The organism is Klebsiella sp. H-Nf2, from assembly GCF_002806645.1.
Classification (GTDB): Bacteria; Pseudomonadota; Gammaproteobacteria; order Enterobacterales; family Enterobacteriaceae; genus Klebsiella; species Klebsiella variicola.
The window spans coordinates 560,994-574,133 of the sequence record NZ_PIBL01000002.1 but is presented as its reverse complement, the minus strand read 5'-3'; the positions used below and the strand labels follow the sequence as shown (position 1 = coordinate 574,133).

Genomic DNA, 13,140 nt, shown 5'->3' with positions numbered 1-13,140 from the left:
AACTGCGCGCACATGTAGCCCGGCTAAGCGCAGCGCGAGCCGGGGTTAAAGCGGCAATAACCGCTTTATTAACATACTATTATTTGTACCATCATTTTCTTATGCGCCACGTTGTCGGCGCGTTTTGGACGTAAGCAATGTCGTATACACCGATGAGCGATCTCGGCCAACAAGGGCTGTTCGATATCACCCGGCTTTTATTACAGCAGCCCGATCTGGCCGCGCTGAGCGAAACTCTCACCCGCCTGGTGCAACAGTCTGCGCTCGCCGACGAGGCGGCCATCATCCTGTGGAACGCGGGTAACCACCGCGCGGCCAGGTACGCCTGCGATGAAGCCGGCCACCCGGTGAGCTACGAGGACGAAACCGTGCTGGCCCACGGTCCGGTGCGCCGCTTACTCTCCCGGCCGGATGCGCTGCATTGCGACCACGAGACCTTTGCCGACACCTGGCCGCAGCTTATCCGCAGCGGGCTCTATCGCCCGTTCGGGTACTACTCTCTGCTGCCGCTGGCGGCTGATGGGCGGATCTTCGGCGGCTGTGAATTTCTGCGCCGTGACAACCGGCCGTGGAGCGAGAAAGAGTTCCAGCGGCTGCATACCTTCACGCAGATCGTCGCCGTCGTCACCGAGCAAATTCAGAACCGGGTCAGCAATAACGTCGATTATGATCTGCTGTGCCACGAGCGCGACAACTTTCGCATCCTGGTGGCGATCACCAACGCGGTGCTCTCACGCCTGGATATCGACGAGCTGGTCAGCGAGGTGGCGAAAGAGATCCATCGCTACTTCCGGATCGATGCCATCAGCGTGGTGCTGCGCAGCGACCGCAAAGGGAAGCTCAACATCTATTCCACGCATTATCTTGACGCCAGCCATCCGGTCCACGACCAGAGCGAGGTGGACGAAGCCGGCACCCTCACCGAGCGCGTATTCAAAAGCAAAGAGATGCTGCTGCTCAACCTGCACGAGCATGACACCCTCGCGCCGTATGAGAAAATGCTCTTCGAGATGTGGGGCAATAAGATCCAGACCCTGTGCCTGCTGCCGCTGATGTCCGGCAATACCCTGCTCGGGGTGCTAAAGCTGGCGCAGTGCGACGAACAGGTCTTCACCACCACCAATCTCAAGCTACTGCGGCAGATCGCCGAGCGGGTGTCGATCGCTATCGATAACGCCCTCGCCTACCGCGAAATTCAGCGCCTGAAAGAGCGGCTGGTGGATGAGAACCTCGCCCTCACCGAGCAGCTCAATAATGTCGAGAGCGAATTCGGCGAGATCATCGGCCGCAGCGAGGCGATGAACAATGTGCTCAAGCAGGTCGAGATGGTCGCCCACAGCGACAGCACCGTGCTGATCCTCGGCGAAACCGGCACCGGTAAAGAGCTTATCGCCCGCGCCATCCACAACCTCAGCGGGCGTAACGGTCGACGGATGGTGAAGATGAACTGCGCCGCGATGCCCGCCGGGCTGCTGGAGAGCGATCTGTTCGGCCACGAACGCGGCGCGTTCACCGGGGCCAGCGCCCAGCGTATCGGCCGCTTCGAGCTGGCGGACAAAAGCTCCCTGTTCCTTGATGAAGTGGGCGATATGCCGCTGGAGCTACAGCCCAAACTGCTGCGCGTCCTCCAGGAGCAGGAGTTCGAACGTCTGGGGAGCAACAAGCTGATCCAGACCGACGTCCGGCTGATCGCCGCCACCAACCGCGATCTCAAGCAGATGGTTATCGACAGGGAATTCCGCAGCGATCTCTACTATCGGCTCAACGTGTTCCCCATCCACCTGCCGCCGTTGCGCGAGCGCCCCGACGATATCCCACTGCTGGTGAAGGCGTTTACCTTTAAAATCGCCCGCCGCATGGGGCGCAACATCGACAGTATTCCGGCGGAAACCCTGCGCACCCTGACGCGGATGGAGTGGCCGGGCAACGTGCGCGAGCTGGAAAACGTCATCGAACGGGCGGTGTTACTCACCCGCGGCAATGTGCTGCAGCTCTCCCTGCCGGAGCTGGATATCGTGGAAGCCCCGCGGACGCCGGCGGTCCTGCCTGAGGAAGGTGAGGATGAATATCAGCTGATCGTCCGGGTGCTGAAGGAGAGCAACGGCGTGGTGGCCGGGCCGAAAGGCGCCGCCCAGCGGCTGGGGCTCAAGCGCACCACGCTCCTGTCGCGCATGAAGCGGCTGGGTATTAATAAAGACGAACTGGTGTAGCCGGCGATTACTTATTCATCACCACCAGGTATTCCAGGCCGGGCAGAGCGGCGGCGGCGCCCGGCACAAACGCGGTGCTACGCTAGCACGGGCCTGGAGACCGGATGTCGCTCGGGTCAGCGCAACACTTGTAAATTAAAAACCCCACAGTAAAACCCTTCTCGCTCTAATCATTACCCACGCATGCAAATAAGAATTATTTTCATTTGTAAATAGCTTGTGCTATATAACATAGCAATGGCTATAAACGCTGGGAAATTAACCACACCATTGCGAGGGATCCTATGCAACACCTGACACCGCTGAAATCATTGCTGCTGGCCAGTGTGCTGGCTCTGCTGGCCGCGACGCCGGCCACCGCGCAGGAGAAATTCAGGGTTATCACTACCTTCACGGTTATCGCCGATATGGCGCAGAACGTGGCCGGCGACGCCGCCGTCGTCAGCTCCATCACCAAACCGGGCGCGGAGATCCACGATTACCAGCCCACGCCAGGCGATATCAAACGCGCGCAGGGGGCACAGCTGATCCTCAGCAATGGGCTTAATCTCGAACGGTGGTTTGCCCGTTTTTATCAGCACTTACAGGGCGTTCCGGAGGTGGTGGTCAGCGAGGGGATCCAGCCGATGGGCATCAGCGCGGGCCCCTATAGCGGGAAGCCCAATCCCCATGCCTGGATGTCGGCAGATAACGCCTTGATCTATGTCGATAACATTCGCGATGCGCTGGTGAAGTACGATCCGTCTCACGCCGACACCTATCGCCGTAACGCCGAGGCCTATAAGGAGAAGATCCGCCAGACGATGGCGCCGCTGCAGGCCAGACTGGCGCAGCTGCCGGCGGATAAGCGCTGGCTGGTCACCAGCGAGGGGGCCTTCTCCTATCTGGCCCGCGACTATGGTATGCGCGAACTGTATCTGTGGCCGATCAATGCCGACCAGCAGGGCACCCCGCAACAGGTGCGCAAGGTTATCGACACCATGAAGAAAGAACGCATCCCGACCATCTTCAGCGAAAGCACCATCTCCGATAAACCGGCGCGTCAGGTGGCGCGCGAAGCCGGGGCCCACTACGGCGGCGTGTTGTATGTCGATTCGCTGAGCGTCGCCGACGGCCCGGTGCCGACCTGGCTCGACCTGCTGCGCGTCACCACCGAAACCATCGTCAACGGTATCCAGGACGGGATCAGGAAGCAGCCATGAATGCAACGCAAGCGGGACTGTATGTCGACCAGCTCACCGTCACCTGGCGCAACGGCCACACTGCCCTGCGCGACGCCTCGTTCAGCGTACCGCGCGGCTCCATTGCCGCACTGGTGGGCGTTAACGGCTCGGGTAAATCCACACTGTTTAAAGCGCTGATGGGCTTTGTGCGCGTCGGCCACGGCGAGATCGCCATACTCGGCCAGCCGGTCAACCGCGCGCTGCGCCAGAACCTGGTCGCCTATGTCCCGCAGTCGGAAGAGGTGGACTGGTCCTTCCCGGTGCTGGTAGAGGATGTGGTGATGATGGGCCGCTACGGCCATATGGGCTGGCTGCGGCGGGCAAAGCCGCGCGATCGCGACATTGTCGATGCCGCGCTGGCCCGCGTGGGCATGAGCGAGTACCGCCATCGGCAAATTGGCGAGCTCTCCGGCGGGCAGAAAAAGCGCGTTTTCCTTGCCCGCGCTATCGCTCAGCAGGGTCAGGTGATCCTGCTGGATGAGCCTTTTACCGGCGTCGATGTGCAGACCGAAGCGCGGATCATCAGCCTGCTGCGCGAGCTCCGCGATGAGGGCTGTACCATGCTGGTCTCCACCCACAACCTCGGGTCAGTGAGCGAATTTTGTGATTACACGGTGATGGTGAAAGGCACCGTGCTGGCCAGCGGCCCGACAGAAACCACCTTCACCGCCGAGAATCTGGAGCGGGCTTTCAGCGGCGTGCTACGCCACGTCGCGCTGACCGGCGGGGAAGCGCAGGTTATCACCGATGACGAGCGGCCGTTTATCAGCCGGCGCGCGGCAGGAGGCCCACGATGAGCTGGCTGCTGGAGCCGTTTGGCTATCACTATATGCTCAATGCGATGTGGGTGTCGGCGCTGGTAGGCGGCGTCTGCGCGTTTCTCTCCTGCTACCTGATGCTGAAGGGCTGGTCGTTGATTGGCGACGCCCTCTCCCACTCGATTGTGCCCGGCGTCGCCGGGGCCTATATGCTCGGCCTGCCTTTCGCGCTCGGCGCGTTTCTCTCCGGCGGCCTGGCGGCGGGCAGCATGATGTTTTTGCAGCAACGCTCGCGGCTGAAAGAGGATGCCATTATCGGCCTGATCTTCTCCTCCTTCTTCGGGATCGGGCTGTTTATGGTGTCGCTGAATCCGACGTCGGTGAATATCCAGACCATTATTCTCGGCAATATTCTGGCCATCGCACCGGAGGATATTATCCAGCTGGCGGCGATCGGCTTTATCTCGATGGCGATCCTGCTGCTGAAGTGGAAAGACCTGATGGTGACCTTCTTTGATGAAAACCATGCCCGCTCGATTGGCCTGAACACCCGCGGCCTGAAGCTGCTGTTCTTTACCCTGCTGGCCGCCTGCACCGTGGCGGCGCTGCAGACCGTCGGCGCCTTTCTGGTCATCTGCCTGGTGGTGACTCCCGGGGCCACTGCGTGGCTGTTAACCGACCGCTTTCCGCGCCTGCTGGCCATCGCCGTGGCTATCGGCAGTCTGACCAGTTTCTTCGGCGCCTGGCTCAGCTACTATCTCGACGGCGCCACCGGCGGCATTATCGTGGTCGCGCAAACGCTGTTGTTCCTCATCACCTTTATCTTCGCGCCGAAGCACGGCCTGCTGGCCAGCCGCCGCCGCGCCAGGGAGGCCGCATGCTGAACCTGTTCCTGGCCCCGTTCCAGTTTCCTTTTATGGTCAATGCGATAGCAGTTTCGATCATCGTGGCCGTGCCCTGCGCGCTACTGTCGGTGTTTCTGGTGCTCAAAGGCTGGGCGCTGATGGGCGACGCCATGAGCCACGCGGTCTTTCCGGGCGTGGTGCTGGCCTACATTATCGGCATCCCCTTCGCCATCGGCGCGTTTATCGCCGGGCTGCTGTGCGCCGTGACGACCGGTTTTCTCGACGATAACAGCCGACTCAAGCGCGATACCATTATGGGGATTGTCTTCTCCGGCATGTTTGGCGCCGGGCTGGTGCTGTACGTAGCGATCCAGTCCGATGTTCATCTCGACCATATCCTGTTCGGCGACATGCTGGGGATCTCCCTCAGCGATATTGGACAAACGGCTGCTATCGCGCTGGTGATTGCGCTGATTATCGGTCTCAAATGGCGCGATTTTTTGCTGCACGCCTTTGACCCGACGCAGGCCAAAGCCAGCGGCCTGCGCGGCGGACTATTGCACTACGGCCTGCTGTGCATGATCGCCCTGGCCATCGTCGCGACGCTGCAGTCGGTGGGGATTATTCTGTCGATTTCGCTGCTGATTGCTCCAGGGGCGATCGCGCTCCTGCTGGTGCGGCGCTTTATCCACGCCCTGCTGCTGGCGGTAGCGGTGGCCGTCGGTTGCTCGGCGGGAGGGGTGTGGCTGGCGTTTTATCTCGATAGCGCGCCGGCGCCGACTATCGTGGTGCTCTTTTCCGCGCTGTTTGTGGTCGCCTTTGTGGCCAGCACGATCCGGGATAGTCAAAAACAGAGGGCTTCAGCAACCATCCCCGGTGGCGGCTAACGCCTTACCGGGGCTACAAAAGCACGACTTGTCGCCCGGCTGCGCGCCGCGCTGACCAGGGAAAGGCCGCTATTTTTTCGGTTGGTATTTTTCCGGCAGCGTCGGCACCGGCCGCCTGTCGTCCAGCAGATGGCGAATAGTGAGGATCGGGTGGCGCCAGAGCATCCGCGGCCCGGCCCAGCGCATAATCTGCTTCATCTCTTCGCGCTTCGCCGGCTGGTAGCAGTGCACCGGACACTGCTTGCAGGCCGGTTTATTCTCGCCAAACACGCACTTATCAAGGCGCTTGTCGGCGTAGGCGTTCAGCGCCTGGTAGTGATCATTATTGGCCAGCGCCTCGGGACAGCGCCGCTGGTAGAGGGCAATCATCCGCTGAATCGTCAGTTTTTCCCGTTCGATACGCTTCTCCATCTCCCCGCCTTTCGCCTGTTATTAAGATGCATATATTATACACCTTATTGTTCGTGCCCGACCAGCCTCACTGCTTGAGATGCTGGATCAACTGCAGGGCTGCCCCGGACAGAACCCCGAAATGGCTATAGGCATAGAAATCGCGGATAAAAACGCTGCCCTCCACCGCCAGCGGGCGCAGCAGGCCCAGCGCTTCCTCGTGCCGGTAAACCGGGGCTGGCATCGACGTTAACAGATCGCTCTCGCACAGAAAGGCCTTAATGGCCGAGGAGGATGCGCACTCAATCACCGGCTGCGGACAGGGTAGCTGATGGGCACGAAAGATATCCTCAAGGATGTTCATCGGGGTACTTAACGGTGGCGGCATGATCCACGGATAGTCCAGCATCGCCTCGAGGGATAAGTTCGCCGCCTGATGCAGCGGGTGGTGCTGCCTGGCGACGATGCAGATCCGGTCCTGCCAGTTAATTTTACCGCGCACCACGATTTTCTCATCATGCGCTAAGGGGCCGCAGAGGGCGATATCGATGTCGTGCATCAGCAGGAGTTTAAAGAGTTCAGAGTCAATGCGGTCGACGATCCGCAGATGGATCTTGGGATGACGCTGATGGAAAGCCGCCAGCTTATCGATGAAATGGCTGGTCAGCAGGCTGGAAACACAGCCAATCCGCAGGATACCTTTCCCGGCGCCGCGGATGAGCGCAATCTCCTCGCGGGCTTTTTGTTCGGTATTCAGCATCGTCAGCGCATAGGGTAAAAAGGCGCTGCCATATTCGCTCAACGCCATACCGTGTTTGTGTCTTTCGAATAAGGTCGCACTCAGGTCCGCTTCCAGGCTCAATAACAGCCGGCTCAGTCCCGACTGAGTGATCCCCATCTTCTCCGCGGCCAGGGTCATATTGCCTTCGTGAGCGACAGTAATAAACGCCTGAATCTGCTTAAATTTCATTGGCATGATATTTACTCATTGAACAAACGGTTTTTACATTTCCCCTGCGGCCTGTTTTAGCGAATAAATGTCACTATCAACACGCTCGAAAATAGCTACCGCGCATCAGGCAAAACGGATTTATTGACCTCACCACGCACCGCAAAACGAATTTCTGACCCGAAGATAATTTATAATGAGAATATATCACCATGACACAGAACAATATTCTATTAATTTCAGGCGCTATATTACCGGTTATCATTACCGTCATCATCGGCTATATAAGCGGTAAACGAAAAGACTTTAACTGGCAGCAGGCAGGAGACATCAATAAAATTGTGATGCTCTATGCATTACCGCTGAGTATTTTCAGCAATATGGTGATGACGCCGCGACATATTGTCATGACCATGGGCCCGGTTGCGGTGGCCATTATCCTGGCGCTGATTCTGAGCTTCGTCATTCCCTTACTGGTCGCCCGCTATCTGTTTCGACGCGACCTCGCCCTCAGTACGCTGCAGGCGCTGGCCATCGGCTCGCCGGCAGTCCCGTTTATCGGCACCTCAGTGCTGGCCTTTTTATTTGGCACCGTCAGCGCGTCGCTGATCACCGTGTCCAGCATCACGCAAAACGTCTTCCAGCTGCCGCTGGTAATGATTCTGATGTCGGTCGCCACTGGCGATAAAAGCCAGCATATCTCCTTTGGCACACGGGTGATAAACGCCATTAAACAACCTGTGGTCTGGTCACCGGTGATCGCCCTGATCATCGTGCTGGCGGATATTCATATTCCGCAGACTATCTCGATGTCGCTGGGTCTGCTGGGTAAAGCCTCTGGCGGGCTGGCGCTGTTTGCCGCCGGGATCGTACTCTATACACGCAGCATTGTTATCACCACCGCGACCATTATCACCGTTATCGCCCGCAATATTATGGTGCCCGGCGCCTGCTATCTCCTGTTATTAAAAATGGGCTTCAGCATGGAGCAAATAAAGGAAGTCGTATTGACGATGGCTATCCCGGTAGGCTCCATCGCGATAATTATTGCCATGCAGTATAAAACCGGCGAGCAGGAAATGGCCTCGACGATGGCGCTGAGTATTATTGCCTCCATCATTACGATGGGCGGATTTATTTTCTTAACCTTTTAATTACCGCGATAACATCGCGTGAATACGGAGAGAATATGGCCTCTATCACATTATCGGCTGCAGAATTGTTACTGCATCGGCTACAGGCGCTGGACGTGGCATATATTTTTATTAACTCGGGCACCGATTATCCGCCGGTTATTGAAGCCTGGGCAAAGGCCCGGGCGACCGGGCAAAAGGTACCCGAGCTGGTGATCTGCCCGCATGAAAACGCCGCCATCGGCATGGCGCACGGCTACTACCTCGGCACCGGCAAGGTGCAGGCGGTGATGGTTCACACCAACGTCGGGTTAGCCAACGCCGCCTGCGGCGTCATCAATCTCGCCAACAGCAATATTCCGGTGCTGATTTTTGGCGGCCGCACGCCGATTAGCGAACATTCCCACTTCGGCTGCCGCAATACGCCGATTGGCTACGGCCAGGAGATGCGCGACCAGGCGGCGCTGATCCGTGAATCCGTGAAGTGGGATTTTGAACTGCGGCTGGCCGATCAGATCGGCGAGCATGTTGACCGGGCCTGGGCGATTGCCAGCTCCCTGCCGAAAGGGCCGGTCTACCTGAGCTTACCGCGCGAGCCATTGTGCGAGACCTTTGCCATTGATGAGGCCGCGCTGCAGGCCGGTCCTTCGCAGCAGCCGGTCCGCTATGCGCCAGTCCGGGAAGATATCGCCCGCGCCGCCGAGGCAATCGCCTGCGCCAGGCATCCCGTCATCTTCGCCCAGCGTGGCGCCCGAACGGCGGGTGGCTTTGCGCGCCTCAATAGCCTGGTGCGCGAATGGGCGATCCCATTGGTGGAATACTGGGGTACCGAGGTGACCCTGAGCGCCGATAATCCACTGCTCGCCGGGGCTGATCCCAGCGTCTGGCTCGCCGACGCCGATGTGATTCTGGTGGTCGACTCGCAGGCGCCATGGATGATCGCCGAGGGCGACTGTCGCCAGGACTGCACCGTGATCCAGATGGGCCCCGATCCGCTCTTCTCCCGCTACCCGGTGCGCGGCTATCGCGCGGACATCAACCTGGCGGGCGAGACCGATGAAGTCTTCGGTCTGCTGGAGGAGGCGCTGCACCCACTGCAGGCCGCCCGCCAGCGGCATGTGGCGGAGCGGGCGGCATATACGCAGAACCGCATCCAGCAAAAGAAAAACCAGCGCGACGCGCTTCTCCATGCCAGCCAGACCGGGGTCATTACCAAACCCTGGCTCAGCTACTGCCTCGGCCATCTGGCGAATCAACACCGCGGCCGGATCGTTTCTGAACTGACCACGCTGCCACAATTTGCCGGGCTGATCCATGCCGAGAGCTATTACCAGGAAGCGCTGGCCGGCGGCCTGGGCGAAGCCCTGCCTATCGCACTGGGGCTGCAGCTTGCGCGCCAGGAAGAGCTGATTATTGCCGCCGTCGGCGACGGCTCGTACCTGTTCGCCAACCCTGCGGTCTGCCACCATATTGCGGAGGTAATGAAGCTCCCCGTCCTCGTCGTGGTCGGAAATAACGGCGGATGGGGCGCCGTCGCGGGCGGCACCAAAGCGCTCTACCCGGACGGCTACGCCGCCCGCGCGGAGACCATTCCGGCCACCGCCTTTACCACCTCGCCGGATTTCGCCGCGATCGCCGCCTCCAGCCGCGCGGCGGCCCTGTCGGTTTCCCGGGCCGAGGATCTCCCCGGCGTGCTGGAAGAAGCGGTCACCCTCATACGCACCCGCCGACAAAGCGTGCTGGTTGACGTGCAGTTAGCCCGCTAACGGCTTCTCCTCCGGGCGCTTGTCGCCCGGAGGGGGTTGTCACCCCTTCTGATCACCTTTATCCACATGGCCCAGCGGCTTCTCCGGGAAGCAGACATCGCGCACCCGGCGTTTCAGCTCGGCCGCATCCGGAAAACCGCCATCCTGCTTGCGCTCCCAGATCTGCTGACCGTCGACATCGATCGTGAAGATCCCGCCGGTCCCCGGCACCAGCGTCACCGAGGCGATGTCGGTGCTGAAGGTATGTAACAGCTCCTGCGCCATCCAGCTGGCGCGCAGCATCCAGTTGCACTGGGAACAGTAGGTGATGGTGATGGCCGCTTTTGAGTTCATCGTCGTCTCGCTCAGGCTGAAAGGGCAAATTGTAAACAAAGTGCAGTTTAAATGAAGAACACATGATTATTTTGTTGCAAACGATAATACCTATCATTACCATTCGCAATCAACAAATGGAGTAAGACCCCATCCGCAACGGAAAAGACGGAGCAACCTGCAACTCTGGAAGTAACGCGTGAGCCGATACTAATAACGATCAAGGCGTGGCGACTATGTACAAATCGACTCCGTCAGCAGCATGGTGTAAAAAACGCCTGCTGGTGACCTCTTTGCTTGCAGCAATTTATCAGACTTCTGCCATCGCAGCAGACACTTCCGCCGTTAGCGGCGAGGCGGTGGATGACACCTCGGAACAAATGACCGTTACCGCTCCCGCACCGGTGCAGAAAGCCGGTAGCGAACACAGCATCAGCGCTCGGGAGCTGGAGGATAAAGGCGCTAACGATTTTGGCTCTATCATGCGCTATGAGCCGCTCATCAGCGCCACCGGCGCCAGCGGCGGCTCCGGCAACGGTAAAAGCGGCTTCGACCGCGGGGGCTACACCGGCTACAACATTCGCGGTATGGAGAGCAACCGCGTCGGCATCGACGTGGACGGTATCGCCCAACCCAACGCCACCGGCCGCGGCTACGTCGGCCGCGCCGGGCTCAACACCTTCGGCATTGGCCGCGATTATATCGACCCGTATATGTACGGCAGCGTGGATATCCAGTCCGGCGCCACCTCGACGGAAACGGCCAACAGCGCTATCGGGGGGAATGTCTCCTTCCGCCCGAAATCGGCGGATGATTACCTGCGCCCGGGCAAGACCAGCGCCTTCGGCTACCGCAGCGGTTACGACTCTGCGGATCGCAGCTGGCACAACGGGGTGACCGTCGCCGGCGGCGATGAGTTCCTGCGCGGCATTTTGGTCTACAGCCGCCGTGACGGTCAGGAAACCGAAAACAACAGCGGCACCGTCGACGCCTACCCGGCGAACTGGCATTCCGATGCCTTTCTGGCCTCCGGGATCTGGCAGCCTAACGATGAGCACAAGCTGACCAGCACCTTCGACTATTACCATAAAACCAACCACACCCACTACGATACCTGGGACTCCAGCGGCAACAGCACCATCGGCACCGCCAACCAGACCAGCCAGACCCGGCGCTGGGGCCTGAGCCTGAAGGATGACTGGACGCCGATGAACGACTACCTCGACAGCGTCTCCACGAAAATCTACTACCAGCATACCGAAGCCCATGACTGGACTTATATGCCGGACAGCGTCACCCGCAGAATGCAGACGGTGAACTCCAACTATGACACCGACACCTGGGGCCTGCAGACCGCGCTGGCGAAAACCCTGGGCCGCCACGATCTGAGCGCCGGCTTCAACGCCAGCACCAGCAAAACCCAGCGGCCGTTCAGCCAGTCGCCGATCCCCAGCGTTTACAGCGAAATCATGCAGCCGGAGGCAGACAGCCGCAGCTACACCCTCGGCGGCTTTGTCCAGGATAAGATCAACTTCGATCTCGATAGCCACAACTTCGCCATTATTCCCGGCGTGCGCGTGGTGCATCAATCGACTAAGCCGGAAAATCTGTCCGACCTTGCCGCTAACAGCAGCGTGCTGAGCGAATCATCGGTGGCGAATCTGTACGGCAAAAACAGCGATACCCAGGTTCTGCCGTCGTTGACCTTCCAGTACGACCTCACCCCGCGCCTGATGACCTACCTGCAGTACCAGCGCGGCGCGCAGTTCCCCAACGCCAGCCAGCTGTATGGCTCCTGGAACCTCGGCTCCAGCTACGCCGGTAGCCAGCAATATGCCCTGATCGGCAATACCGATCTGAAGACGGAAACCAGCGATAATCTCGAGTGGGGGCTGAAGGGGGAAGTCACCGAAGGCATCACCGTGCGCACGGCGCTGTTCTACAACAGCTATAAGAACTTTATCGCCTATACCCGCTATACCCGCGCCAATAATCCGGGCCAGTTCACGAATGTGCCGTCGAACATCTACACCATTTATCAGGCGGAAAACCGCGATAAAGCCTATATCTACGGCGGTGAGATCAGCACCAAATTTAACTTTGGCACCTGGTTTGAGCAGGTGAACGGCCTGAGCACCACCCTCGCCCTCGGCTATAGCGAAGGGAAATCGAAATCCAGCTACAGCGGCGATAAATACGTCGACCTCGACAGCGTGGCGCCGATGAAAGCCATCGTCGGCGTGGCATGGGACGATCCGGCGAAACGCTACGGCACCGCCCTGACGGCGACCTTTGTCAAAGGGAAACAGGCGACCGCCACCAACCGCGAAAGCTACAGCAACAGCGGATCCACCATCACCGATGCCAGCAGCGACTATATGCGCGTGCCGGGCTACGGCATGCTGGACTGGACCGCGTACTGGCAGGTGGCGAAAAACGTGCGCCTCAATGGCGGGGTCTACAACCTCACCGATCGTAAATACTGGGATTACCTGAGCAGCCGCAATATCGAGACCGGCACCAACCAGGACGCCAACGATAAAGCGCTGGCGGTGATGCCGGGCCGCACCTGGCAGCTGGGCGTCAACGTCGACTTCTGATTGCCCGAATAATAACGCACCTGCCCCCGGCCCGCCGGCCGGGGATATTCATCGTCGAGAAGGATAT

The 13,140-nt window shown here is 59.5% G+C and carries 11 protein-coding genes; 8 read left to right on the top strand and 3 right to left on the bottom strand.

What is annotated here, in order from left to right; genetic code table 11:
- The first annotated feature begins 137 nt into the window (after positions 1–137).
- The 5 genes from flhA (at position 138) to CWM58_RS09480 (ending at position 5,923) form a co-directional block, all read left to right on the top strand.
- Positions 138–2,210, top strand: a complete 2,073-nt coding sequence (gene flhA, locus CWM58_RS09500; protein ID WP_061153546.1) for a formate hydrogenlyase transcriptional activator FlhA — start codon at positions 138–140, stop codon at positions 2,208–2,210.
- Between the two features lie 284 nt (positions 2,211–2,494).
- Positions 2,495–3,412 carry a metal ABC transporter substrate-binding protein gene (locus CWM58_RS09495; protein WP_100680812.1) on the top strand — a complete coding sequence of 306 codons (918 nt, stop codon included), beginning with the start codon at positions 2,495–2,497 and terminating at the stop codon, positions 3,410–3,412.
- The gene (locus CWM58_RS09490; RefSeq protein WP_008806196.1) at positions 3,409–4,230 is read left to right on the top strand and encodes a manganese/iron ABC transporter ATP-binding protein; all 822 of its coding nucleotides are present in this window, start codon (positions 3,409–3,411) and stop codon (positions 4,228–4,230) included. Before CWM58_RS09495 ends, CWM58_RS09490 begins: the two co-directional genes overlap by 4 nt.
- Positions 4,227–5,075 (top strand): iron/manganese ABC transporter permease subunit SitC, encoded by an 849-nt coding sequence (gene sitC, locus CWM58_RS09485; RefSeq protein WP_032731146.1) that lies wholly within the window; start codon positions 4,227–4,229, stop codon positions 5,073–5,075. Before CWM58_RS09490 ends, sitC begins: the two co-directional genes overlap by 4 nt.
- Positions 5,069–5,923, top strand: coding sequence for a metal ABC transporter permease (locus CWM58_RS09480; protein ID WP_100680811.1), 855 nt, complete (start codon positions 5,069–5,071; stop codon positions 5,921–5,923). Before sitC ends, CWM58_RS09480 begins: the two co-directional genes overlap by 7 nt.
- Positions 5,924–5,992: 69 nt before the next feature.
- On the opposite strand, the gene CWM58_RS09475 is transcribed toward CWM58_RS09480, so the two are convergent.
- Positions 5,993–6,334: a nitrous oxide-stimulated promoter family protein gene (locus CWM58_RS09475; RefSeq protein WP_100680810.1), complete on the bottom strand. Its 342-nt coding sequence runs from the start codon at positions 6,332–6,334 to the stop codon at positions 5,993–5,995.
- Positions 6,335–6,401: 67 nt separating this feature from the next.
- Positions 6,402–7,289: a LysR substrate-binding domain-containing protein gene (locus tag CWM58_RS09470; protein ID WP_100680809.1), complete on the bottom strand. Its 888-nt coding sequence runs from the start codon at positions 7,287–7,289 to the stop codon at positions 6,402–6,404.
- Between the two features lie 185 nt (positions 7,290–7,474).
- On the opposite strand from CWM58_RS09470, the gene CWM58_RS09465 reads away from it, so the two are divergent.
- Together CWM58_RS09465 and CWM58_RS09460 are read left to right on the top strand one after the other, a co-directional pair.
- Positions 7,475–8,416, top strand: a complete 942-nt coding sequence (locus CWM58_RS09465) for an AEC family transporter (RefSeq protein ID WP_100680808.1) — start codon at positions 7,475–7,477, stop codon at positions 8,414–8,416.
- Between the two features lie 35 nt (positions 8,417–8,451).
- Positions 8,452–10,161 carry a thiamine pyrophosphate-requiring protein gene (locus CWM58_RS09460; protein ID WP_100680807.1) on the top strand — a complete coding sequence of 570 codons (1,710 nt, stop codon included), beginning with the start codon at positions 8,452–8,454 and terminating at the stop codon, positions 10,159–10,161.
- Positions 10,162–10,200: 39 nt separating this feature from the next.
- On the opposite strand, the gene CWM58_RS09455 is transcribed toward CWM58_RS09460, so the two are convergent.
- Complete coding sequence (locus CWM58_RS09455) at positions 10,201–10,494, bottom strand: SelT/SelW/SelH family protein (protein ID WP_002915045.1); 294 nt, start codon at positions 10,492–10,494, stop codon at positions 10,201–10,203.
- Between the two features lie 215 nt (positions 10,495–10,709).
- Here CWM58_RS09455 and CWM58_RS09450 point away from each other — a divergent pair, with 215 nt between their 5' ends.
- Positions 10,710–13,073 carry a TonB-dependent receptor domain-containing protein gene (locus CWM58_RS09450; protein WP_100680806.1) on the top strand — a complete coding sequence of 788 codons (2,364 nt, stop codon included), beginning with the start codon at positions 10,710–10,712 and terminating at the stop codon, positions 13,071–13,073.
- The last annotated feature ends 67 nt before the right edge of the window (positions 13,074–13,140 follow it).

Excerpts from the sequence above, each read along its gene's own strand:
- CWM58_RS09490 (WP_008806196.1), top strand. The coding sequence starts at position 3,409 with ATGAATGCAACGCAAGCGGGACTGTATGTCGACCAGCTCACCGTCACC.
- flhA (WP_061153546.1), top strand. The coding sequence starts at position 138 with ATGTCGTATACACCGATGAGCGATCTCGGCCAACAAGGGCTGTTCGAT.
- CWM58_RS09475 (WP_100680810.1), bottom strand. The coding sequence starts at position 6,334 with ATGGAGAAGCGTATCGAACGGGAAAAACTGACGATTCAGCGGATGATT.
- CWM58_RS09455 (WP_002915045.1), bottom strand. The coding sequence starts at position 10,494 with ATGAACTCAAAAGCGGCCATCACCATCACCTACTGTTCCCAGTGCAAC.
- CWM58_RS09480 (WP_100680811.1), top strand. The coding sequence starts at position 5,069 with ATGCTGAACCTGTTCCTGGCCCCGTTCCAGTTTCCTTTTATGGTCAAT.
- CWM58_RS09495 (WP_100680812.1), top strand. The coding sequence starts at position 2,495 with ATGCAACACCTGACACCGCTGAAATCATTGCTGCTGGCCAGTGTGCTG.
- CWM58_RS09470 (WP_100680809.1), bottom strand. The coding sequence starts at position 7,289 with ATGCCAATGAAATTTAAGCAGATTCAGGCGTTTATTACTGTCGCTCAC.
- CWM58_RS09460 (WP_100680807.1), top strand. The coding sequence starts at position 8,452 with ATGGCCTCTATCACATTATCGGCTGCAGAATTGTTACTGCATCGGCTA.
- CWM58_RS09465 (WP_100680808.1), top strand. The coding sequence starts at position 7,475 with ATGACACAGAACAATATTCTATTAATTTCAGGCGCTATATTACCGGTT.
- sitC (WP_032731146.1), top strand. The coding sequence starts at position 4,227 with ATGAGCTGGCTGCTGGAGCCGTTTGGCTATCACTATATGCTCAATGCG.
- CWM58_RS09450 (WP_100680806.1), top strand. The coding sequence starts at position 10,710 with ATGTACAAATCGACTCCGTCAGCAGCATGGTGTAAAAAACGCCTGCTG.